This window comes from Paenibacillus brevis, assembly GCF_018919145.1.
GTDB classification, from domain to species: domain Bacteria; phylum Bacillota; class Bacilli; order Paenibacillales; family Paenibacillaceae; genus Fontibacillus; species Fontibacillus brevis.
Window position 1 is genome coordinate 375,996 of the sequence record NZ_JAHLQJ010000001.1, and the last position, 22,207, is coordinate 398,202.

The 22,207-nt window shown below is 50.7% G+C and carries 18 protein-coding genes; 4 read left to right on the plus strand and 14 right to left on the minus strand.

From position 1 onward, the window contains the following. The first annotated feature begins 14 nt into the window (after positions 1–14). The 3 genes from KQJ23_RS01605 to KQJ23_RS01615 are packed head-to-tail and all read left to right on the plus strand — an operon-like array spanning position 15 to position 3,513. Positions 15–890 carry a carbohydrate ABC transporter permease gene (locus KQJ23_RS01605; RefSeq protein ID WP_216476917.1) on the plus strand — a complete coding sequence of 292 codons (876 nt, stop codon included), beginning with the start codon at positions 15–17 and terminating at the stop codon, positions 888–890. 27 nt (positions 891–917) lie between these two features. Then, positions 918–2,555, plus strand: a complete 1,638-nt coding sequence (locus KQJ23_RS01610) for an extracellular solute-binding protein (protein WP_216476919.1) — start codon at positions 918–920, stop codon at positions 2,553–2,555. A gap of 25 nt (positions 2,556–2,580) precedes the next feature. After that, positions 2,581–3,513, plus strand: coding sequence for a family 43 glycosylhydrolase (locus tag KQJ23_RS01615; RefSeq protein ID WP_216476920.1), 933 nt, complete (start codon positions 2,581–2,583; stop codon positions 3,511–3,513). 99 nt (positions 3,514–3,612) lie between these two features. Here KQJ23_RS01615 and KQJ23_RS01620 read toward each other — a convergent pair whose 3' ends face one another. The 11 genes from KQJ23_RS01620 to KQJ23_RS01670 form a co-directional block, all read right to left on the minus strand. After that, positions 3,613–4,497, minus strand: coding sequence for a glycoside hydrolase family 43 protein (locus tag KQJ23_RS01620; RefSeq protein WP_216476922.1), 885 nt, complete (start codon positions 4,495–4,497; stop codon positions 3,613–3,615). A 59-nt stretch (positions 4,498–4,556) separates the two neighbouring features. After that, positions 4,557–6,401 carry a glycoside hydrolase family 127 protein gene (locus tag KQJ23_RS01625; RefSeq protein WP_216476923.1) on the minus strand — a complete coding sequence of 615 codons (1,845 nt, stop codon included), beginning with the start codon at positions 6,399–6,401 and terminating at the stop codon, positions 4,557–4,559. A 21-nt stretch (positions 6,402–6,422) separates the two neighbouring features. After that, positions 6,423–7,253, minus strand: a complete 831-nt coding sequence (locus tag KQJ23_RS01630) for a carbohydrate ABC transporter permease (protein WP_216476924.1) — start codon at positions 7,251–7,253, stop codon at positions 6,423–6,425. Further along, the gene (locus KQJ23_RS01635; protein WP_216476926.1) at positions 7,250–8,137 is read right to left on the minus strand and encodes a carbohydrate ABC transporter permease; all 888 of its coding nucleotides are present in this window, start codon (positions 8,135–8,137) and stop codon (positions 7,250–7,252) included. The genes KQJ23_RS01630 and KQJ23_RS01635 overlap by 4 nt, the downstream gene beginning before the upstream one ends. A 100-nt stretch (positions 8,138–8,237) precedes the next feature. Then, the gene (locus KQJ23_RS01640; protein WP_216476927.1) at positions 8,238–9,644 is read right to left on the minus strand and encodes an ABC transporter substrate-binding protein; all 1,407 of its coding nucleotides are present in this window, start codon (positions 9,642–9,644) and stop codon (positions 8,238–8,240) included. 112 nt (positions 9,645–9,756) lie between these two features. Beyond that, positions 9,757–11,535, minus strand: a complete 1,779-nt coding sequence (locus tag KQJ23_RS01645) for a cache domain-containing sensor histidine kinase (protein ID WP_216476929.1) — start codon at positions 11,533–11,535, stop codon at positions 9,757–9,759. Beyond that, positions 11,532–13,127 (minus strand): response regulator, encoded by a 1,596-nt coding sequence (locus tag KQJ23_RS01650; protein ID WP_216476930.1) that lies wholly within the window; start codon positions 13,125–13,127, stop codon positions 11,532–11,534. Before KQJ23_RS01650 ends, KQJ23_RS01645 begins: the two co-directional genes overlap by 4 nt. Positions 13,128–13,234: 107 nt before the next feature. Then, positions 13,235–13,825 (minus strand): hypothetical protein, encoded by a 591-nt coding sequence (locus KQJ23_RS01655; RefSeq protein ID WP_216476931.1) that lies wholly within the window; start codon positions 13,823–13,825, stop codon positions 13,235–13,237. 6 nt (positions 13,826–13,831) lie between these two features. Beyond that, complete coding sequence (locus KQJ23_RS01660) at positions 13,832–14,041, minus strand: helix-turn-helix domain-containing protein (protein WP_216476932.1); 210 nt, start codon at positions 14,039–14,041, stop codon at positions 13,832–13,834. A 10-nt stretch (positions 14,042–14,051) separates the two neighbouring features. Then, positions 14,052–14,525, minus strand: coding sequence for a DUF2975 domain-containing protein (locus tag KQJ23_RS01665; protein ID WP_216476933.1), 474 nt, complete (start codon positions 14,523–14,525; stop codon positions 14,052–14,054). 384 nt (positions 14,526–14,909) lie between these two features. Continuing rightward, entirely contained in the window at positions 14,910–15,305 is a 396-nt protein-coding gene (locus KQJ23_RS01670; RefSeq protein WP_216476934.1) for a type II toxin-antitoxin system death-on-curing family toxin, read from the minus strand. Between the two features lie 165 nt (positions 15,306–15,470). Here KQJ23_RS01670 and KQJ23_RS01675 point away from each other — a divergent pair, with 165 nt between their 5' ends. After that, on the plus strand, positions 15,471–17,852 hold the full coding sequence (locus tag KQJ23_RS01675; protein ID WP_216476935.1) for a glycoside hydrolase family 94 protein: 2,382 nt from the start codon (positions 15,471–15,473) through the stop codon (positions 17,850–17,852). A 174-nt stretch (positions 17,853–18,026) separates the two neighbouring features. Here the strand turns inward: KQJ23_RS01675 and KQJ23_RS01680 are convergent, their stop codons facing one another. From KQJ23_RS01680 to KQJ23_RS01690, 3 genes are all read right to left on the minus strand, one after another. After that, positions 18,027–19,187: a cobalamin-independent methionine synthase II family protein gene (locus KQJ23_RS01680; RefSeq protein WP_216476936.1), complete on the minus strand. Its 1,161-nt coding sequence runs from the start codon at positions 19,185–19,187 to the stop codon at positions 18,027–18,029. A 175-nt stretch (positions 19,188–19,362) separates the two neighbouring features. Beyond that, positions 19,363–20,679 carry a BaiN/RdsA family NAD(P)/FAD-dependent oxidoreductase gene (locus tag KQJ23_RS01685; protein ID WP_216476937.1) on the minus strand — a complete coding sequence of 439 codons (1,317 nt, stop codon included), beginning with the start codon at positions 20,677–20,679 and terminating at the stop codon, positions 19,363–19,365. 33 nt (positions 20,680–20,712) lie between these two features. Then, a complete protein-coding gene (locus KQJ23_RS01690) occupies positions 20,713–22,026 on the minus strand; it encodes a BaiN/RdsA family NAD(P)/FAD-dependent oxidoreductase (RefSeq protein WP_216476938.1) in 1,314 nt (437 codons plus the stop codon). Positions 22,027–22,207: the final 181 nt, after the last annotated feature.

Sequence of the window (22,207 nt, forward strand, 5' to 3'; positions counted from 1 at the left end):
GAGGTGGCCGTAGGGTGAAGCCTTCAATAGGAGAGCGTGTCTATTTGGTCGGCGTATATCTGGTGTTGTCCGCCGTTGCCCTGTTATGCCTGCTGCCGCTGGTGCATATTGCTTCGCTGTCGGCCAGCTCGCTTCAAGCCGTCTCGGCCGGGCGCGTCACGCTGTTCCCGGTAGATATGTCGTTATCGGCCTACACGCAGCTGTTCGAGAGTACCCCTATTCTATCCTCACTCTCGAATAGCGTGATTATTACGGTCGTCGGAGTAGCGCTCAGCATGGTGTTTACCATCCTTGCCGCGTACCCGCTCACACGATCCTATTTTTTGGGCCGTCGGGTGTTTATGTTTGGCATTGTGTTTACCATGCTGTTTAACGGGGGATTGATCCCGACTTATTTGACCATCAGGAATCTTGAGCTGATCAATACCTATTGGTCCTTATGGCTGCCGGGACTCGTAAGCGTATTCAATTTGCTGGTTCTGCGGACGTTCATCGAGAATATTCCCGGCGAAATTGACGAAGCTTCCCGGATAGACGGTTGCGGAGAATGGCGTTATCTTCTCCAGGTTGTCCTGCCGCTGTCGATGCCGGTTCTCGCCACGTTAGCCTTATTTTATGGCGTTGGGTATTGGAATTCCTTCTTCAGCGTCCTGATGTACATCAATGATCCTGCAAAATACAACATCGCGGTCCTAGTCCAACAGATGATTCAGAGCCAGATGATGCTTGCGCAGATGAATGGATTGGAATCGTCCGAGCAGTTAATTTTGTCACCGGAAATGGTGAATTCGGCAGCCATTATCATCATGGTGGTGCCTATGCTGGTCATTTATCCGTTTTTGCAAAAGTATTTTGTCAAAGGTGTCATGATCGGTGCCGTTAAAGGATAACTATCCAAAATTAGGGGGACAAGCAAAATGAAAAAGAGAATCGCAAAGCTGGCTTTGGTGCTGGCGGGCATTATAGCTTGTACAGCCATGGTGGCAGCCTGCTCCAATACGAAGGAAGAGGGCGGAAGTGCCGCAACCGGAACATCGGCGCCAGCGCCCAATGAGAAGCCGTCTCTCTCTATTTCCATCTATGACAGAGGCAATGTGCCTCAGGAGATGGGAACCATTGATAATAACCGCTGGACCAAATGGCTGAACGAGAACGGACCCGTCAACGGGAAATACGTTCCAATCCCGCGCGGCGAGTCCGTGCAGAAGTTAAACCTGCTGTTTGCTTCCGGAGATGCGCCGGACGTTGTATTCGAATTCGACACTGGCTTCCGCAATCAGATGTACCAGCAAAAGATGATCATGCCTGTGGATGAACTAATCGAGGAAAGCAGTACCGATTATAAGCAACTGCTGGAGAAGTACCCGGAAATCAAGAAGGCAGCTGTCAAGCCGGACGGAAAAATGTACGAATTCGGACGGGTTTCGCCGCTTGTCGGCTTTCAGTCGCTGTTCATTCGCAAGGACTGGCTGGATAAGTTGGGGCTTCAAGTGCCGCAAACCGCAGAAGAACTGTTTGAGGTGGCCAAAGCCTTTACCGAGCAAGATCCCGACGGCAATGGGGTGAAGGATACTTTCGGCATCGCTCTGAGCGGTGAAACGGGCGGCACCATCAACACGATGTTCCGCAACGTTACTTGGGTGGTGGATAACGGCAAGCTGGTGCGGGGCTGGGAACAGGAGAATGCTGCGAATGCCTTTAAGAAAAGGCTGTACGACGCCGGACTGGTCGATAAGGATTTTCTTGCCGACAAGAACGGACAGAAGGCCCAGCAGGACTGGAACAACGGCAAAATCGGCATCTTCGTGGGCCGAACGATCGATTTAGTTAACTTCAACCAATATTATGAACAGTTGAAGACTAACGTTCCGGGCGCCGAGGTGCAGGCGATCAAACTGCCGAAGTCCGAATTTGGCCAGTTCGCCATCGGCGTCAATAATCCGGTACAGATGACCACGATTATCAATGCCAGAACTAAAGACCCGAAAGCGGCTATGGCGTATATCGATTTCATGGCATCACGTACTGCTGGCGAGATACTTCGTTTTGGCGAAGAAGGGGTCGATTCGGTCAAAGGAACGAATGGATGCTTGCAACCGATGAATGCCGAGGAGTTCAATAAACATGTGTCATGGAATATCGACTTCCAGTTGCTGCTCTCCCGAATTGAAGTGGGAGCTTGCACAGATATCCAAAGCCAGCTGGATCCTTCGAAGCCCCTGGAACAGGATTTCCTGAGGCTCATCAAGGAAAATAATGAGGCCAACCTGAGTGCCGATGTAGAATTTGCGCCCATCACCCACGGTGAACACATGCCGACTCTGCCAGAGGACCTCAACATCATTAATACCAATGTGTCGAAGATCGCGGACATTTACAGCAAGGCCATTGTATCTGGTTCTTCTTACACCATCGAGCAAGCTTACAAGGATGCGCAAGCCCTTTGGAACAGTTCCGGAGGCGACAAGCTGGAGGCTTTCTATGCCGATTGGTATAGCAATAACTCGGAGAATGCGTTTATGGCAAAGGATATGTGGAAATTCGTTAAAAATTAAGTTGCTGTTCAAGGGGAGGCAGAACATGACCATGTTATTTGCGGATACAGACCAGGGACGATCTTTTGCCAAGGATCCGGCCGTTGTCAAATTGAATGGCGTCTATTACATGTATTACACTATGGCGCCTCCTGTATCAGACAAATCGAATACAGGCTGGGGGATAGGAAGAGGAATTGGAATAGCTCGAAGCGGCAACCTTCTGGATTGGGAGAAAATTAGTGAGATTATGCCCGAACAGGATTGCGAGCGAAACGGCATATGCGCGCCGGGAGCTATCGTACTGGGCGGCAAGGTCCACCTGTTTTACCAAACGTACGGAAACGAAGCCAAGGATGCGATTTGCCACGCCGTGTCTGGCGACGGGGTACACTTCGTGAAGGACGACTCCAACCCGGTGTTCTCCCCGACAGGCGAGTGGAATAACGGAAGAGCGATTGACGCCGATGTCATCGTATGGGACGGCCGGCTGTTTATGTACTTCGCTACCCGAGACCCGAAAGGGAAAATCCAGATGCAGGGTGTAGCGATCGCGGAACTGGATTCCGGCTTCGGCCGAGGAGCTTGGAAGCAGGCCTGCGACGAATCCATCCTGAAACCCGAGCTCCCCTGGGAGCAAGAGTGCATTGAGGCAGCGGCGGTTTGCGAGCGGGAGGGCAAGCTGTTCATGTTCTATGGAGGAGCCTACAATAATTGCCCGCAGCAGATCGGCTGCGCGGTCAGCGAGGATGGGATACACTGGACGCGGCTGTCGGATGAGCCTTTTCTTCCAAACGGGGAGCCCGGTAGCTGGAACGAAAGTGAATCCGGTCATCCGTTCCTGTTCAAGGATGAGGATGCGCGCACGTACTTATTCTACCAGGGCAACAACGACATGGGCCGTTCCTGGTACTTGTCGATGACGGAGATCGGCTGGAAGGACGGATTGCCTTACGTGATGCAGGGAAATGCAGAGTGAACGAATGAAGTGAAAATATAAGGGCATGAGTCCGGTAATGTACCGGACTCATGCCCTCTATGCAGTTTAAAGGTAATCTTTAACCAATTTATTTCTCACTCAGGTCATGGTGACTCGTTCGATCCTGCCGTTACCGATCACCATGCGATCAATACACAATTGGCGATGACCCGGCTCCGTATCCCCGATAATTCTGCGGTGATACACAATAAGCCATTCGTCTTCCTCTTGCAGATGCAAGTAACCATGATGGCCCGGGCCATCCGCAATCGGCTCCTGACGCTCCAGAATCGTGCCCTGATTCTCAAATGGACCCAGCGGGTTATCGCTTACGCCATACGCTACGCGATAGGTTCCGTTCGTCCAGCCGCCCATGGACCACATCAAGTAGTAGAGTCCGTCCTTCTTGATCATGCAAGGACCCTCCACATATCCCTCCGGTGTGATGGAGCGAAGAATCTCATTGCCATCGTCCGTCAAGGGGACGAATCCGGTCATCTCGTCATTCATCCGTCCCACGTTGCAATGTCCCCATCCGCCGTAATACAGATAGACCGTTCCGTCCTCGTCTTTGAACAGATGCGCATCGATCGGCTGGGCCTTGTGAATGAACTTATCTACAAGCGGCTTGCCCAAGTAGCCTCGGTACGGACCCTCCGGGCGGTCCGCAACCGCGATCTCCAGGCCGCCGATCTCCTCGTCCGATTGAATATCGTTCGAGGCGAATACGAGATAGTATTTTCCCTTGTGCTCGATATGGGTCGGCGCCCAGACCGCTCTCCAAATCCAAGGGAAGTCCGCCATTTCGATAATGCCTTCATGCTTCTCCCAATCGATCAGGTTATCGGAACTGAAGGCGTCCAGATTCATCTGCATCGTATATTCCGTGAAGGAACGGGTTGCGTAAATCCAGTGCTTCCCCTCATAGGTTCTCGCTTCAGGGTCTGCGTACCAACCGGGGATGATCGGATTTTTAATGTTCAATGAGAATTCTCCCTTCTGTGCTGCGGACTATTCAGGACTAAACATAATAATTGCAGTTACTAGTACTTATACAGCCGCTCCTCTTCCTTCTCCCGGATCCAGACCTGCATAAAGCCCGGCTCCCGGTTGTCCCAGGCATAATAAGGAACGAACCGGCACGGCTCACCGTTTCCATCCGTGCCTCGCAGCGTAGTAACGCCACCCAGCAGATCCTCCCGATGCTCGACCCGAAGCTTCCCATAGGCAGAAAATGTCATTTCATCGTAGCTCAGTCCGGGATGATCCTGCTGCTCGATGCAGTATACCACCGGACCCCGCTGTATGGCGATCCGGCCTTTGTCGGCTTGCACTTCCTCGCGTGCGCGAATCAGCTCGACAGGCATATCAAGCTCAAGAAGAATCGTATCGCCTTCGGACCAATGCCGCTCAATCGAGAGATATCCGCGTTCTTCTAATGCTTCTACGCCGGATATCCATTCTCCTCCTATCCGGACGCGATAGCCCCTGCACCAGCCGGGCACGCGCATTTGAACGGTAAACACACCGCTTGTCTCCGGGGATACCTCCAGCTCGACCGTCCCGCTCCATGGAAAGGAAGTACGCTGTTTCAATTGGACAGCGGTTCCGTTCTCCAGCTTAAGTTCCGCTTCACCTTGAATATATTGATTGACTACGATCCCTTTGGCTGTACGGGCATAGACATATTGTCCAATTGAAGGGAGAAAGCGGGCCAGATTCGTGGGGCAGCAGGAGGTATCGAACCAAGGCACACGATGATGATCCCCCTTCGAGGCGAGCGGATTCACATAGAAGAACCGGTCCCCCGTTAAGGAAATACCCGCCAGCGCGCCGTTATACATTTCACGCTCGACCACATCCGCATACTTTCCTTCCCCGAACAACAGATTCATGCGGTGGTTCCAGAACACCATGGCGATGGCTGCGCAGGTCTCGCAATAAGCGGACTCATTCGGCAGATCAAAGTCTTCCGTGAACCCTTCATTATGATGGGACGGTCCAATTCCTCCAGTCACGTACATATTGCGCTCCACCGTATGAGACCAGACACGCTGCAAGGCGCCTAGATAGGCAGGGTCTCCCGAGACATGCACGGCATCGGCCATGCCGGAATACAGATACATGGCGCGAACAGCATGCCCTGTCACTTTCTCGATCTCCCGGACCGGAACATCGTCCTGACAGTAGGCAGGCCCCCACTCCGGCTTATCCCAGATCGCGCCCACACCATGCCCATGGCCCCGTTCTTCCATCAGCCAGTAGGCCAGTTTCCAATAGCGCTCTTCCCCCGTCGCCCGGTAGAGCTTGATCAGCGCCAGCTCGATTTCCTCATGCCCTTCCACCCAATGCCGCTTGTCCGGGCCGAAGGTGCGGTCATAATGGTCAGCCAGCCGGCAGGCAACATCCAGCAGCTGCCGTTTGCCGGTCGCTTCGTGATAAGCTACCGCGGCTTCGATCAGATGCCCGCCGTTGTACATTTCATGCTTCTCCATATCGCTCCACTTACTCTCCGGAGCAACCAGCGTATAGTACGTGGTGAGATAGCCGTCAGGCTCCTGCGCCGCCGCAATAAGCTCGATGATCCGGTCGGCTTCCCCTTCCAGCGCTGCATCCCGCTCCAGCATCAGCGAATAAGCCACCCCTTCGAGCACCTTATACACATCGGAATCGTTGAAGTAGATGCCTTCGAACTCACCCTCGAGCAAGCCGCCGGCCTTGGCAAAATTATCGATCCGGCCCGTCTCCTCACATTTTGCCAAGCAGGTTGGCAGCGTCACCTTCTTCAAGCCTTCCAGCCGCGGCCGCCAGAACATATCCGTCATTTTCACCTTCGTAAAAGGCACTTCATGCCAGTTGCGCAGCTCCGATTGCTGTGCCTTCGTCATTGTGCATTCCCCTCGCTTTCCTTATCCCTTCAGTCCCGTCAGCGTAATGCCTTCCAGGAAATAGCGCTGTCCGATCAAAAATACGACTACACATGGCAATACAACCACCGCCGAGGCTGCCATAAGCAAATCCCATTGCGCATTATAAGTGCCTTGAAACATTTGCAGACCTAGAGCCAGTGTAAACAGCCGATCGCTCTTCAAGTAAATCAAAGGCCCCATAAAGTCATTCCAGGAGCCCAAAAAGCTGAACAAGGCAACGACAATAAGCGCGGAACGGCTGAGCGGAAAAATAATTTTCAAATAAATCTTAAAATAAGAGGCTCCGTCCACGAATGCCGCCTCGTCGAAATCGCGCGGAATCGTTAAATAGAACTGTCTGAGCAGAAAGATATTAAAAATTCCCCCTCCGAAGTAAGCCGGTACGATCAGCGGATAGAGGGTGTCATAGAAGCCGAGCTCCTTCCATCCAAGAAAGCTGGGAATCATCGTTACCGCAAACGGAAGCATCATGCTGGTCATCAGAATCGCGAAGACGGTATCCCGGCCCTTCCATCGGATCCGCGAGAAGCCAAAGGCAGCAATGCTGCTTGTCGCGACCGTTCCGATCAATACGCCGAAGACGATAATGATCGTATTCTTAAAGAACACGTCAAACGGCAGGACGGTCAGCGCCTTGTGGAAATTGTCCCAATGAAACGGCTTCGGAATCCACTCGGGCGGCATCGTAAAGATTTGCGACAGGTCCATCAGCGAACTGCGTATGAGCCAGATAAACGGAACAATGAACATAACCGAAATCAGTACAAGAGCTGTATAACCTGCGGCCATCGCAAGCTTCGAGGTTCTCATGGGCGCTCCCCTCCTTCATAGTAGACCCAGGACTTGGAGGTTCTAAAGATGATATAAGTAAACACCATAATAATGATGAATAAAATCCATGCCAGTGCAGAGGCGTAGCCCATTTCGGTATCCCTGAAGCCAGTTCTCCAAAGGTAGAACACATAGAACAAGCTTCGGTTGTTCGGTCCGCCCTGGGTTAAAATATACGCTTCATTAAAGACCTGGAAGGAGCCGATGATGGTCATGATCGTATTGAAAAACAACGTAGGCGTCACCATGGGTATGGTGATTTGGCGAAGCTTGCTGTACCAGCCTCCTCCGTCCACTTCGATTGCTTCGTAATAGGACTGGGGAATGCCCGACAGACCCGCCAGAAAAATAATGACTGTGCTTCCGATTCCCCACAGCGTAGTCAGCACGACGGAAGGAATAACGCTGCCCTCCGCATATAGCCAATTGCTTGTCGGCAGATGCAGCCAGCTCAGCATGGAGTTCAATAATCCGAGATCCGGATTCATCAGCCACATCCAGATCATGGCCGACGCGATGGCCGGCACGATGCTCGGAAGGTAGATAATCGTCCGAAATATCGATCTTCCCTTCACGTTCATATTAAGTAATAAGGCTATAGCGAAAGATATAATGATAACCGCGGGCACCCGAAGAATCACAAAATAGAAGGTAACCCCTAAAGATTGATAGAACAGCTCATCCTCCCCAGAGAACAACCTCGCATAGTTGCTGAATCCGACAAAAGAAGTTTGATCTTTGAATACGTTGAAATCCGTTAAGCTCAGGACCAAGCTTGCAATCATCGGTCCCAAGGTGAAAATAACAAATCCGAGTATAGCCGGCGCCGTGAATAACAGTCCGTACCACAGTCCCTTTCGCATTTCTGCCTCCCATCCCGAAGCTGCCGACTAAGAAGACGACGGTCCGCAAGCAGAACGTCGCCTTCCCGTCACAGCATTCGTTGCATCCACAGGGGATTGACTACTTGATGTCCCGACGCCCTTGAACTTGTTCTTGTGCCTTGGCGGCGATTGAATCCATCGCTTCCTGCGCCGTCTGCTGGCCAAGCCATACTTTATCCAAGGCAGGATTGACGATATCCATAATCTTGTTGAAGTTCTTCACATAGCCGGTAGGCGTCTGATGGCCCTTCGTCAGGATGACTTCGACGATGGCGTCATTATAGCCCGAAGGCCGTGCATCCAGGTTCTCGGTCCATTTGGCAAGCATATCCGAATCGGTGTACCAATTCTTGTATGACGGCATCCAGGTGCCGCTCGTAATCATCTCGATCGAGGCCTCAGGATCGATCAAGGCCTTCATCAGCTCCCAGGCTTCTTCCGGGTGCTTCGTGGACTTGAACATCGAGAACATACCGCAGACGACGGTCGTTACCGGTTCTTTCAGAACAGGCATGACCCCTACGTTGAAGTTGAAATTCGACTGTGCCAGTCCAGCGGTTGCCCATTGCCCGTCAATCGCCATAGCGACCTTCTTCGTCTGGAGCGCCACGTTGGTTGCCGGAATATTCTTTGCCTGCACAGGGGAAGGCGACACATGATGCACGTTCATCATGTCCGATATTTTCTGCAGCGCTTCTACCGCAGCCGGCTGATTTAGAGCGAAGCTCTTGCCGTCCTCCGAGACGAAGTCTCCGCCATTGGAGTAAATGAAATTGCTGTACACGCCCCACCAAGTCGAGACGCTGACCCCGTACTGCTTAATATTCTTAGGGTCAAAGTTCGGATCATCGGCCGTTCTCCCCTTCGAATCGACAGTCAGCTTCTTGGCCACCTCGATGAACTCATCCCAGGTCCAGGCTTCGGACAGCTTGCTAGGAGGAGGCTCGATTCCGGCGTCCTTGAAAATGTCCTCATTGTAGAACAAGCCGAAGGATTCCGGTCCGGGTCCGATACCGATCACATTGCCCGGCTCCAGTGAATATATAATGTTCGGAACAAGACTGTCCACGTTGATAAATTCATCTTTATCGAGGAACTCTTGGAGATTATAGAACTTCCCTTGCTCTGCGAGTGGAAAAGCGATACTGGCCGATTCCATCATCGCGATATCCGGCACGTCGTTACCCGCTACCATCGTCGTCAATTTCGTGTCATAATCAGCGGCGATATGCTGCAGATCGACCTTAATATTCGGGAATTTTTCTTCAAAACGCTTAATGCCGAATTTGTAGGCCGCGACTTCTTCCGGCGAACCCCATACGGTCATGCGCAGTGTGATGTTCTCCTTCGAACCGGCTTCGCCGGATGATCCCGAAGGCGAGGATGAGTCGCTGTTCGCGCCCGGCTTGCCGCAAGCGGTCATGACGGTAACGAACACAAGTACCAAAGCGACGAGGACCAAGACCGACTTCTTTTGTCGTTTCATTTTCTGAACCCCTCTCGATTACATCCTTGAATTCATAGCTGCAGTCTATGATGACTTGATTATAGATTCTAGGGTAGCGCTTACATAACCCGAAGGTCTTTGGAATGGTGGACTAATTTTGGGGATGCAGCGGAAGCCGGATCAAGACGCTTGTCCCCGACCCCGGTGCGGAGCTGATCGAGATGCCGTATTCCCCGCCATACATCAATTGGATCCGGGCTATCATGTTCTTGATGCCGATCGAAGAAGACTCCTGATACAAAATGGCATGTACCGTATCCTCGCTCATTCCCCGCCCATTATCGGCAATTTCGTAATGCCTGGTATCGTCTTCGATCCAGCCGCGAATCCGAATAACGCCCCCTGTCTCCATCTGATCGAAGCCGTGCAGGATCGCATTTTCAACAAAGGGCTGAAACAGCAGGCGCGGAACCTTATATTCATACAGCTGCGGGTCAATCTCATAGCTCACCGCAAACTTATCCTCAAACCGGGCCCCCATGATGTAAAAATAATTGCTCATCCACTCCGTCTCCTCCGACAAATGAACGGCTCCCCAGTCCTTTCTCGACGTGTAATGCAGCATATTGGATAAGCAGACGAGCATTTTGCTGAGCTCCTTCTGCCCGTTCTCGATGGCTGTCCAATTCATGACGTTCAGCGTATTGTACAGGAAATGCGGGTTCATCTGCATACTTAGCGCCTGAATCTCCGCCTCCTGCTCCCTCAGCTTAATCTCATAATTTTCCGTTACCAGAAGCCGGATTTGTTCATTCATGCGGTTGAAGCGGTGCAGCAAAATACCGAACTCGTCATTACTGTGATACGCGACCTGGGTCTGGAAGTCGCCTCCCCCTACGGAACGCATAGCGCCTAGCAGCTTCTTGATCGGATTTGTAATCCGGTCCGCCATAAAATAAGCAAACACCATGGCCAGGATGCCCATAACGACGACCATAAGCAAGCTCGACGTCCGGATGACCGGCACCAGGCTGCTCACCAGCGTCGATTCCGGCGTCCACACTACCGAGATCCAGCCGGTAACCGCCGAACGATCGAAGCAGACGATGACCGCCTCTCCATCGAGCGTCATTCTCAGTGTGCCGCTATTCTCCCGCTGCACCCGCTCCAGCCAGGGTTCTTTATATTGCTGCGCAACTTTCCCGGGATCGCTGCTCGCGACGACTTGGTAATCCGCATTCATCACCAAATAGCGGGAGTTTTCAGGAAAGCTGTCCTCATAGAGGGACCTTAAGGCTTCCAATTTGAAACTGATCGTGAGGACAGGTCGCTCCACCCCCGGAGCCATCTTTTCAAGTGTCGTGTTATTCAGATAGGAGAAGTCCAGATACCGGGTCGCAGAGAATAAATGGCGAAAATCCAGCTTGCCCCCCTGCAAATAAGGCTGATCAAACATGTCTACGAAATCATAGGTGGGATACCAGACGATTTTGCCCCCGGCCTCCTGTGCCTTGTGATACACATCGGATTGCGTAGGATCCCCTTGCGGCAGCATCTGTCCAAAGGTGAAATAGGATGTCCATAACTGATAAGCATAAACATCCTCGTTCAACGTGAAATATTTGCTCAGCACCGAAGAGACCTGGCGGTCCGCATCGAAAATATCCGCTTCGTTAGTGGGATCCAGATTACTGAATACGCGAAACAGGTCCTTATCTACGAAGAGGGCCAAGCTATTCTGCTCTATGATTCCCAGCTTCGTATCCATGAGCGCATTGTTCTTCTTCACGATCTCGTACACATTTCGCTGCGCCTGCTCTGTTACCACTTGCAGACTCGTCCGATAATACACAACTCCGAGCAAGATGAGCGGAACCGCGATCAGAAAAATATAGCTTGCCAAAATTCGCGAGCGAAAAGTTGTCTTCATTCCATACGCTTCCTTTCCGGAAGTGAAGTATGCTTATAGGCTTCTGGCGATATGCCGTGATGCTTCTTGAATACGCGGCAAAAATATTTTGTATCCTGATATCCGCATTCCGCGGAGATTTCATAAATTCTGAGCTTATTCTCCGCGAGCAATTCCTTGGCCCGGCCCATTCGGATAGCCGTGACATGCTCGGAGAAGGTCCTTCCCGTCTTATTCTTGATGAATGTGCTGAAATAGGACGGATTAAAGAAAAAGTGAGCCGCAGCCCGCTCGAGCGTTAAATCCTCCTTTATATGTTCCTGGATCCATCTCAAGCAATTGGCAACGATAATCTCGTTCTTGTCCTGCTGGGATTGCCTAAGCGCATGATGAACTTCCCTCAGGCTGAGCTCCAGCCGGTCCATGAGCTCTTCATACGATTCGCAGCCTTGGACAAGCGCCGAAGCCATCTGCGTAAGCTGCCTGCTTACTCTCTGATCCACAAGCTCGTGAATTCTGCTCTTGAGCTTAACGAGCAGAAGAGAAGCCTGTTCCTTGATCAGCGCAGGCTGTGCATGCCCGGCATCCGATAACCGCTCGAAGGCCGTCCTGCAGCGATCGATCGCAGGCTCGGGCTTATTGTCCAGCAGTGCTTCGAATAGCCTCTCCGAATCCACCGGGATCGGTTGACGGGAACTGCGCGGCTGATCATACAGGAACAGCCCCTCCCAACAGGCAAAGAAATTATGCTCATTGGCTTCCCGGGCCGCCCGATACGCTTGAGGTCCTTCGTCGGCGATTGACTCGCAATACGAGCTGACTCCTTGCGTCAACTGTCCGTTTCTGGACAGTTCTGCGGAGAGGGAGAGGGCGATTGAACGGATCAACGCCTCCAGGGACGGGGCTAACGGAAGCGTTCGAACAATCGTTACCGCGCGCAGTGTTTGATCCTGAAAGCCGCTTCGGGGAATCGTCAACGCCTTCCCCAGCTTCAACCAGCCTTGTTCCAGACATTGCAAATAGGCAAGCTCGCCGATATTCTCTTCGTCGGCCCCGGCGGTCCTTAGCTCGGAATAGATAACCAGTCCCCCGCCCTGCAGCCAGCCCATCTTGTCTATCTCCTCTTGCTCGTACAGCGTCAAGCTCCCGCTCAGCCAGGACAGATACAGCCTGCTGCGGTAAGCCGAGGAAGCAAGGGTCAGCCGTTGCTTCAATTCCTCCGCCTCCCTGCGCCTAAGCGACTCGATACTGAGCTGAAGCTCGATCCGGTCGAGTAAACGTTCCACGTTCTCGACTTCCACCGGCTTCAATAAATAATCATAAGCGCCATGGCGGATTGCCTTCTGCGCGTACTCAAACAAATTGTAAGCGGATACCATTACAACTTTAGTAATGATCCGTTCTTCTTTAAGCTTCTCCAGAAAGGCCAGTCCATCCATGCGGGGCATCCGGATATCCGTCAGGATTACTTGGGGGCAGTCCAGCCGGGCCTGCTCCAGCGCAGCGATGCCGTCCTTTGCAGCCGTGACCTCAGCATCCGGCCGCAATTGTTGAATTAGACTCATCATTCCTCTCAGGTGCCTTGGCTCATCATCTACGATCAGTATTTTCAACCGCTTAACCTCCCAGTCTGATTTATCTGTTCGTCGTTAATATATTAAGTTAAACTTTAAGCTTATATAAAAAAAACGCCTTCACATAAGTGGGGCGTATAGGTTCATTATATAATGCTGCATCCGGAATTCAACAGAGTATTAATGTTAGAAAGGTGGATTATTTTTGTTTGATATTCCTCGATCTTGCCTTCAAAGAGCAATCGGCAGTCAGCGAAATGCGGCAGCTCGCCCGGTTCGATCAGAGAAGGATCCTTGACATGATCCATCACCTTGCCTTCAATGAAGACAGAGGCTACAAACTGCGAGCAGAAGAAAGCATGCTCCCTCTTGGTCGGTGTATTAAGCATCACGCCAAATAATCCTATGAAATTGTAGCGGTACCGCTCTTGTTGAGCGGCAATACGCTGGACATACCGATACATTCTTTGGTATTGATCAGGAGTAACAGACAGCGCGTAGACGGCACATGCCGCCTCCTTAAAAAGCTCTGAATGAAGATCTTCCCGGACGAATCCTCCTATAAAGGGATTGTATGCGATTTTCCGCCCAAAACTGTATACCTCGGTCATTTCGGCATCAAATGCGACGGATGCATGATTATAAGGCTGTCCTGTGTAACACTTAATCAGCCTGGTCAGCACCGTCCCCGTATCCGATAGAAGAAGATATATGGTCCGTTCCTTAGTAGTCATCATACCCCGCTACTCCTCATCCTGATATTCCAGAATATCTCCGGGCTGGCATTCCAGCGCCTGACAAATCGCCTCCAGCGTAGAGAACCGGATCGCTTTCGCCTTGCCGTTCTTCAGAATAGAGAGGTTCGCCATGGTGATTCCAACCCGTTCCGACAGCTCTGTAACGCTCATCTTTCGCTTTGCCAACATTACGTCAAGATTAATTATGATCCCCATTGTCTTCACCTCAGACCGTTAAATCATTTTCGGATTTGATATCGATGGCATTTTTCAAGAGCTTCTGAAGCACTGCTGCAAAGACTGCGATTACAAATGAAGCAAAAATAATAATCATCCCCATGAGAATTAGTCCCGGAGCATCGTCCCTTTCGGCAATCAAATAGAGGAAGGGTTCGCTTACTGCATACAAGATACTGATGGCAGCGCCGCAATACTTGATCCATCTTAAAGCCCCTACCGACAGTTCCGAGAAAGCCTCGTTCTTGTCAATATAGCTTAACAGTCTATAGGCTTGAACCAGCGCCCAGAAATATGGAATGGCCGAGAGATACATGATGACTAAAAGGGGATATACCCAGGCAGCAGGATAAGTATCCGTCGCTTCCTTGACGATCGAAGGCAGCCCCCATGCACACAGGGCAAGAACCGGGAGGGCAATCAAAATAATAACAGCCTTCAAAAATAGCGTTTCGCGTTTCACAAAAAAGCACCTCGCTTGGTTATCGTTATCTATATAAGTTGAACTAATGATCTTTACGCTCTTAAGGCAACGTGTGAAGTGTTCTTACGATCGCTGTTGTTCACGGATTTCTTTGACTGAACTAAGCCATCATAGAGTAGAAATCCGCTCACAAAGGCGAACGCTATCGCTTCTTTAAGCACACTTCACACTTTTACCTTTCTGCGTAGCTAAATAAGTTGAACTTATATAGATTATACTAATTACTTATCGTTTTTCAATAAATAGTTATTTACTATCAATATGTATTAACTGGAAGCCTGTTGATTAAGCATATGCAAAGACGGACGCAAAAGAGCACCCGTCCAGCTAGCGTGAGAAGAGAGTCTCACTTTATCTAAATGCTCATCTTTTTAAAGAGTGCTTCGCCAACAATTCAGAGATCACTTCTAAGGAATGCACGCCTGTAGCAATATCTACGATAAACTCCACTGCAAATTGCCGTTCCATACGCAGATGGTACCCGTTCAGCATTAAGAACGATTTTGTAACCAGATAGGCTGTGCGTTTGTTGCCATTGCGGAAGCAATGATTTTTCACCAATGATTTCAGCAACGCCGCACCCATATCAAAAAATAAGGCCGGATAAGCACCTTTCCCGAAAATACTCTGCTGTGGCCGATGTATCGCGGATTCTAGCAGTCCATGATCCTCAACTCCTGCTTGATCTGCATCATTCATTCGATTCATCAAGAAGTAGTGTGCAGAGATCACTTCTTCCTTCGTAATAAAATGAATCATCTTATCGATTCCTCAGGTCTTCATTAACCTTTGGTTATTATTCACAAATAAAGGTTTTACGTTTTTGAAAACTATCTTATGATTAGATTGGGTTGGCAACCTTCACCTTTTTGTGAACGCGCGTTTATTGCCCTACCTATCATCCACTTTATAGGAGGAATGGTCATGCAATACGGTTACTTTGACGAGAAAAACAAGGAATATCTCATTACAAAACCGAATACGCCTGCCCCTTGGGCGAACTATCTCGGCTCGCCGGAATACGGCGCGATTATTTCAGGCAATGCCGGAGGATATAGCTTTGTAAAGTCCGGCGCCAACGGACGGCATATCCGCTATCATTTCAATTCGAAGGATGAGCCTGGACGCTATATTTATGTGCGGGATTTGGAGAACGGCGATTATTGGTCAGGCTCCTGGCAGCCGGTAGGCAAGGATCTGGAGCAGTACAAATCCGTATGCCATCATGGAACCGGATACACGAATATCGTTGCGGAATATGACAGCATCCGGACGGAAACCTTGTATTATGTGCCCATGAACAAAACCTATGAGGTATGGCGCATGAAGGTTCGCAATGACAGCCCCAAGCCCCGGAAGCTGGCGCTCTTTGGATTCGTCGAATTCACCAACAGCAACAACTACGAACAGGACACTGTAAATCTTCAATACACGCTGTTCACTTCGCGCACCTATTACAAGAACAATAAGATTCTGCAAGTCATCAATGAAAATACGCCAGAGGAGCAAAGCTGGAGATTCTTCGGTGCCGCCGGTGCAGAGGTAGCGGGCTACGATGGCGATCGGGATACCTTCCTCGGCGATTACCGCGGCTATGGCAACCCGGCCTCGGTGGAGAATGGCCAATGTGCCAATTCGCTGAACTATAACACCAACTCCTGTGGGGTGCTGCAGATTAATGTAGATTTGCAACCGGGAGAAGAGAAGGAGGTTGCCTTCCTCCTCGGTCAGTACGAAGAGCAGGGGGCATCTGAAATTCTTGGCCATTACAAGGATTTGTCTGTGGTGGATAAGGAGCTTGAAGAGCTGAAGACCTTCTGGCACAGCAAGCTTAACCGCTTTCAGGTTCAGACGCCAAGCAATAATTTGAATAACATGATCAATACCTGGAACGCTTACCAGTGCTTCATTACCTTCATCTGGTCCCGTGCGGCTTCCTTTCAATACTGTGGTCTGCGTAATGGACTTGGCTATCGGGATACCGTGCAGGATATTCAAGGCATCATTCATCTGGATCATGAGATGGCCCTCGAACGGCTGCGCCTGATGATCTCGGCTCAGGTCTCTAATGGCGGCGGTCTGCCGCTCGTGAAATTCGATCATAATCCGGGACATGAGGGCACACCGGACGATCCGGATTATGTGCGTGAGACAGGTCATCCTCACTATCGGGCCGATGATGCTCTGTGGTTGTTCCCAACCGTCATCAAGTATTTAAATGAAAGCGGAAATTGGGACTTCACGGACGAAGTGATTCCTTATTCGGATCGAGGCGAAGCTACGGTGTATGAGCATCTGCGCCAGGCGCTTCAATTCAGCCTGGATCGAATGGGCGCACACGGCATGCCGGTCGGACTTCATGCGGATTGGAACGATTGCCTGCGGCTTGGAGCTAAGGGAGAATCGCTGTTCGTCGCCTTCCAGCTGTACATGGCCTTTAAAGTGTTCATCGATATCGCGCAGAACAAGAACAAGCCTGAGGATGCAGCGTGGGCACAGGGTCTGCTCGAGGAGCTGGATGAGAACATTCAGAAGCATGCTTGGGAGAAGGATCAATTTGTCCGCGGCTTTACAGAGGATAACTATACGATCGGCTCCTGGGAGAACGATGAGGCAAAAATCTGGCTGAATCCGCAAAGCTGGGCCGTACTAAGCGGCGCTGCCCGTCCGGATCAAGCAAAGCTCGCCATGGACAAAGTGTATGAGAATCTGCGCACGGATTACGGAACCATGTTATTCTACCCGCCATTCCGGAAATACGGCTTGCCTGTAGCGCTGATGGCCTTGTTCAATGCCTCTACCAAGGAAAATGCCGGTATCTTCAGCCAGCCGCAAGGATGGCTCATTCTCGCTGAGACCATGATCGGCAACGGGGATCGTGCATTTGAATACTTCCTGGACTGCAGCCCGGCCAGCATGAATGATAAAGCTGAAATCCGCAAGCTGGAGCCTTATGTGCACGGACAGTTTGTAGAGTCCAAGGACAGTCCTTACCAAGGCCGGGCACATGTCCACTGGCTCACCGGCACCGCTTCAACGGTAATGGTCTCCCTGGTCGAAGGAATCATGGGGATTCAGCCGCAATTTGACGGCTTGCGCATCAACCCGTGCGTTCCTTCTGACTGGAGGGAGTTCTCCATGGTACGGGAATTCCGCGGCAAGAAGCTGAACATTCAGGTAGAGAACAAGAACGGTGTTGAGAAGGGAGTCTCTCACCTCATCATTAACGGCAAGGAAATTCAGGGTAATCTGATTCCGGTTGCCGAAATGAGGGACGACAATCAAGTGCAAGTCTTTATGGGATGATTTCGATACTATATAAATCTTATCTCCGCATTCGGATCATACCAAAGGGCACGCAGGTATTTTTTCGATAGAGTTCAGAAATCAAAGCGAGGGTGTCCCTCAATCATGATAGATGATTGAAGGACACCCTCTTTTCGTAGAAGTACACAAATGAATCATTGAGCACTATAAATATTACTTGCCCCAATACTGCTTGGCAATTCGTTGCCCTTGGTTGATTTTTGCCCATTGCTCAGCCTCTGTCAGTTCATTGCCGCCATCACAGGAGGCAAAGCCGCATTGATGGGACAGCAGCAGACGATCCTTGTCGATAATACCGGATGCCTCATCCAGCAAACGGAGAACACGCCCTTCATCATCCAGCGTATTCGTCTTGGAGGACAGCAGACCCAATACAATTTCCGTTTCCGGCTTGTCCTTGAACACCGCCAGCGCTTCTAGCGATCCAGCGCGCTCGTCGTCCCATTCCAGGAAGAATCGGTCATATTTAAGCTGCTTCAGGAACAAATTCGCAATTTTCACATAGGAGCCGCCGCCCATATTGCGGGAATCGTAGTTGCCGCGGCAGTTGTGTGTCCACATTTTCAAGCCCAGGCTATGTCCAAAATCGATGATGGCATTGTTAATATCAATAAACTCGGAAGCCAAAGCCTGTACTTCCTCTTGATTGATATTCTCCCCTGTATACGGAGAGTTCGGGTTGTCGTCGGCAAACAGCTCCCACAGACAGTCGTCGAATTGCAGGATTTGACCTCCGGCAGCGGCGAATTCCTCTACAAACTCCTCGTAAGCCTTGACGAGACCCGCCTTAAGCTCCTGTCTGTCCTTGTACACGGCATCCTTGCCGCCGATATTGTCCGACCAGGACAATTCGCCGAAAATATGCGACGGAGAAGGTACGCACAGCTTGGTTTCACGATCACCGGCAAGCGTTGTAAGCTTCTTGAATATCTCAATGAAATGATGGTTCTTCCCGCTCAATTCACCGGTAATCCGCAGACCAATATCCTTCCGGGTCTCATATTTCGAGCTGCCGTCCACATCGCGGAAAAAGTATCCATGATCGGCAATGTAACGGCTAACCCCTTGAAATCCCCAGACAAAATCAAGATGCCACATGGATTTGGAATATTCCCCATCCGTAATGACAGGCAAATCATGCTCAATTTGCTTTTGGACCACGTTCTCAATCGTCTTGCTCTCGCACTCTTGATAGCCTTCAAATTCCTTGTAGAAAGGATAGCTGATATCATCACGATGCTCGATTTGCGTCTTATATTTCAATAGCTCAGCTGGCCGCAGCAAGCTGCCGACGGTCTGGAATTTTTCACTCATCTGGATAGCCTCCCCGATCGATATTGTATGTTGTGTAAAATAGTAATAGTCTGATTGTAGCACTGAAGTGAAGGTACCGCATAATACACAAAAGACATATCCAGCTATAACCTGAAGCTATAGTTGAATATGTCTTTTATTAATATTGCTATAGCTCAAGCTGCAATATAAAGATCTACCTCTTGCCAGCAATACGATCAGCAAGCGCCGTTGCGGCGGTGTAGCCAGAGCTCCAGGCCCATTGCAAATTATAACCTCCGCAGTCTCCATCCACATCCATGACCTCGCCGGCAAAATATAGCCCAGGCACAAGCTTGGATTCCAGCGTTCCTTCTTGGAGGTCTCTCGTATCGATCCCGCCGGCTGTCGTCTGAGCGTTCGGGAAGCCGTTGGTATCAGTCACGATGAAGTCCCAACGCTTCATGAGGCCGCACAAGGCCTTCCTGGTTTTCCACGACATATCCTGGCATAGCAGGTTCTGATCCTTATCCATTCCCGCCTCTTTCAAAAGAACGGGGATCAGCTTCTTGTTCACGATGCCGATTAGAGAATTCGCTACCGTCCGGTGTCCGAACATTCCCCAATGCGTATCCAGAAAATCAACGACCTCTTCCTCTGTGCGGTCCGGCATCATATCAAGCGATAAGGTCACCCTCTCTCCTCTTCCCAGTTGATACGCTGCCTTTCGGCTTAACTGGAGAATCGGCGGGCCAGAGGCACCATAGTTCGTAAATAAAACCTCTCCATATTCACTGCGAATGACTTCTCCATTTACAATGATGTGCCCCCAGCCCTCGAATTTCACACCGGACAGTTCTGCCAGATAAGGGCTATCCAGCTTCAATTGAACGATTCCGGGTACAGGATCGATCAGGGTGTGTCCGAGACGCTGGGCCAATGTATAACCGGAGCCATCCGTTCCTGTCTTTGGAGCTGTAAGACCGCCTGTGCAAATGAATAGATAGTCGCTCGTATAGGTGACTTCTCCCTCAGTCTCTGTCTGGCACTGAATCGTGAACCTCCGATGCCCCTCCGATACGTTTACGTCCAATACTTTGGTCTTGAAGTATATCGGAACATTCCGATCCTCCAGCGCAATTTGGAAAACATTCAGTACGGAGGCGGCCTGAAGCGACATGGGATACATTCGGCCATTCTCGATGGCGATCAGCGGAAGGCCGAGTGTGCTAAAGAAATCAACGGTTTGGCGGACGCCGAATTGCTGCAGCACGGGCAGCGGAAATTCCGCTTGATTGCTATGATATTTGCTCGACAAATTAAACGCTTCGTCCGTGCCCGTCGCCGTGGATTTATTCGTAATGTTGCAGCGACCATTTCCGGTGGTTAACACCTTTTTTCCGAGCCGGTCATTGCTTTCGATGATTGCCGTATCGATCCCCAGATCTCGCGCGGTAACGGCGGCCATAAGACCAGAAGCGCCTGCACCGATAATAAGCAGCGTATGGTGCTTGGAAGATTGAGATTTATTCATAGGTGGTGAATACATTCCTTTTTTTCATTATTTTCATCTGAAAATGTGTTTCCCAAGCGCCATCGCGGCCGTATAGCCGGAGCTCCAGGCCCATTGCAGGTTGTAGCCGCCGAAGTCGCCATCGACGTCCATCACCTCTCCAGCCAAATAGAGCCCCGGCACGAGCTTGGATTCCAGCGTAGCCGCATCCAGTTCCTTCGTAGCAATGCCGCCGGCTGTCGTTTGCGCATGCTCGAAGCTTTGAGTTTCGGTCACTTTAAACTCCCAGCACTTCAATAGCTTATAAAAGATCTTCTTGGTCTTCCACGAGAGCTCCTGGCAAAGCAGGTTCGGCTCTTGATCGATCTTCGCTTCCTTCAGCAGGACGGAGATCAGCTTCTTGTGTAAAAAGCCGGTGAAGGATTCCGCAACCGTCCGGTGTGCGAAGGTTGTCCAGTTCCTCTCCAGAAATTCGACCACCTCTTCCTCCGTGCGGTTCGGCATCAGATCAATCTGCACGGTCACGGAGTCTCCCTTCGCCAGATGAACGGCTGCCTTCCGGCCAAGCTGTAGAACCGGAGGTCCGGAGAAGCCGTAATCCGTAAAATGAATTTCGCCGGTCTCGCTGCGGGCGACCTTACCGTTCACAAGAATGTGAGCTCGTCCTTGGAGCTTGATGCCGGACAGCGACTTCTGGTAAGGGTATTTCACCTTCAATTGCACAATGGCCGGCACAGGCTTGACCAAGGAGTGTCCCATTTTTTGAGCAAGCGTATACCCTGACCCATCCGTTCCTGCATTCTGGCCTGTAAGGCCGCCCGTACAGAGAAATAGATAATCACTGGTATAGACAACTTGTTCCTCTGTCTCGGTTCGGCATGTCATCTTGAATCGTGGATGATCGCCCGATACAGTGACGTCCAGCACCTTGCTGTTCAGGTATACCGGAATGCTCCGCTCCTCCAGAGCCAGCTCGAAAATATCCACTACAGATGCAGCCTGCATCGACATCGGGTACATAAGGCCCTCTTTCAAGCTTGTAAGCGGCAGCCCGAGCACATGAAAAAAATCAATCGTCTGACGGATCCCGAATTGCTGCAGCACGGGCCGTGGAAATTCGGGCTGGCTGCCGTAATACTTGCGTGATAAAGCAACCCCCGCATCGTCCGTCCCCGTCGCAGTGGAATCGTTTGTAATATTGCAGCGGCCGTCGCCCGTCATGGAGATCTTCTTGCCAATCCTGTCGTTGCCCTCTAATATTGCGGTATCTATACCCAGGTCCCGCGCAGTAACGGCAGCCATGAGTCCTGATGCTCCTGCACCGATAATAATCAGCGTATGGTGCACGGAGTCCTGATAATCGTACATAGTTTTTCGATGCATCCTTTGTCCAATTGATTTATATAGCAAATGTGAATTTTCTGATAAAAATAATGCGCTATTTCTAATTATAGCATAAGTGCAACCTTCGCTTAATCCTGGCAAAGGGCCCCTGAATACGCCTCGTTACAAGTAATACCCCAAATAGCAAAAATCCACAACCTCATGC

Coding starts and splice junctions, on each gene's coding strand:
- KQJ23_RS01610 (WP_216476919.1), top strand. CDS start 918: ATGAAAAAGAGAATCGCAAAGCTGGCTTTGGTGCTGGCGGGCATTATA.
- KQJ23_RS01615 (WP_216476920.1), top strand. CDS start 2,581: ATGACCATGTTATTTGCGGATACAGACCAGGGACGATCTTTTGCCAAG.
- KQJ23_RS01625 (WP_216476923.1), bottom strand. CDS start 6,401: ATGACGAAGGCACAGCAATCGGAGCTGCGCAACTGGCATGAAGTGCCT.
- KQJ23_RS01630 (WP_216476924.1), bottom strand. CDS start 7,253: ATGAGAACCTCGAAGCTTGCGATGGCCGCAGGTTATACAGCTCTTGTA.
- KQJ23_RS01635 (WP_216476926.1), bottom strand. CDS start 8,137: ATGCGAAAGGGACTGTGGTACGGACTGTTATTCACGGCGCCGGCTATA.
- KQJ23_RS01640 (WP_216476927.1), bottom strand. CDS start 9,644: ATGAAACGACAAAAGAAGTCGGTCTTGGTCCTCGTCGCTTTGGTACTT.
- KQJ23_RS01645 (WP_216476929.1), bottom strand. CDS start 11,535: ATGAAGACAACTTTTCGCTCGCGAATTTTGGCAAGCTATATTTTTCTG.
- KQJ23_RS01655 (WP_216476931.1), bottom strand. CDS start 13,825: ATGATGACTACTAAGGAACGGACCATATATCTTCTTCTATCGGATACG.
- KQJ23_RS01660 (WP_216476932.1), bottom strand. CDS start 14,041: ATGGGGATCATAATTAATCTTGACGTAATGTTGGCAAAGCGAAAGATG.
- KQJ23_RS01670 (WP_216476934.1), bottom strand. CDS start 15,305: ATGATTCATTTTATTACGAAGGAAGAAGTGATCTCTGCACACTACTTC.
- KQJ23_RS01675 (WP_216476935.1), top strand. CDS start 15,471: ATGCAATACGGTTACTTTGACGAGAAAAACAAGGAATATCTCATTACA.
- KQJ23_RS01680 (WP_216476936.1), bottom strand. CDS start 19,187: ATGAGTGAAAAATTCCAGACCGTCGGCAGCTTGCTGCGGCCAGCTGAG.
- KQJ23_RS01685 (WP_216476937.1), bottom strand. CDS start 20,679: ATGAATAAATCTCAATCTTCCAAGCACCATACGCTGCTTATTATCGGT.
- KQJ23_RS01690 (WP_216476938.1), bottom strand. CDS start 22,026: ATGTACGATTATCAGGACTCCGTGCACCATACGCTGATTATTATCGGT.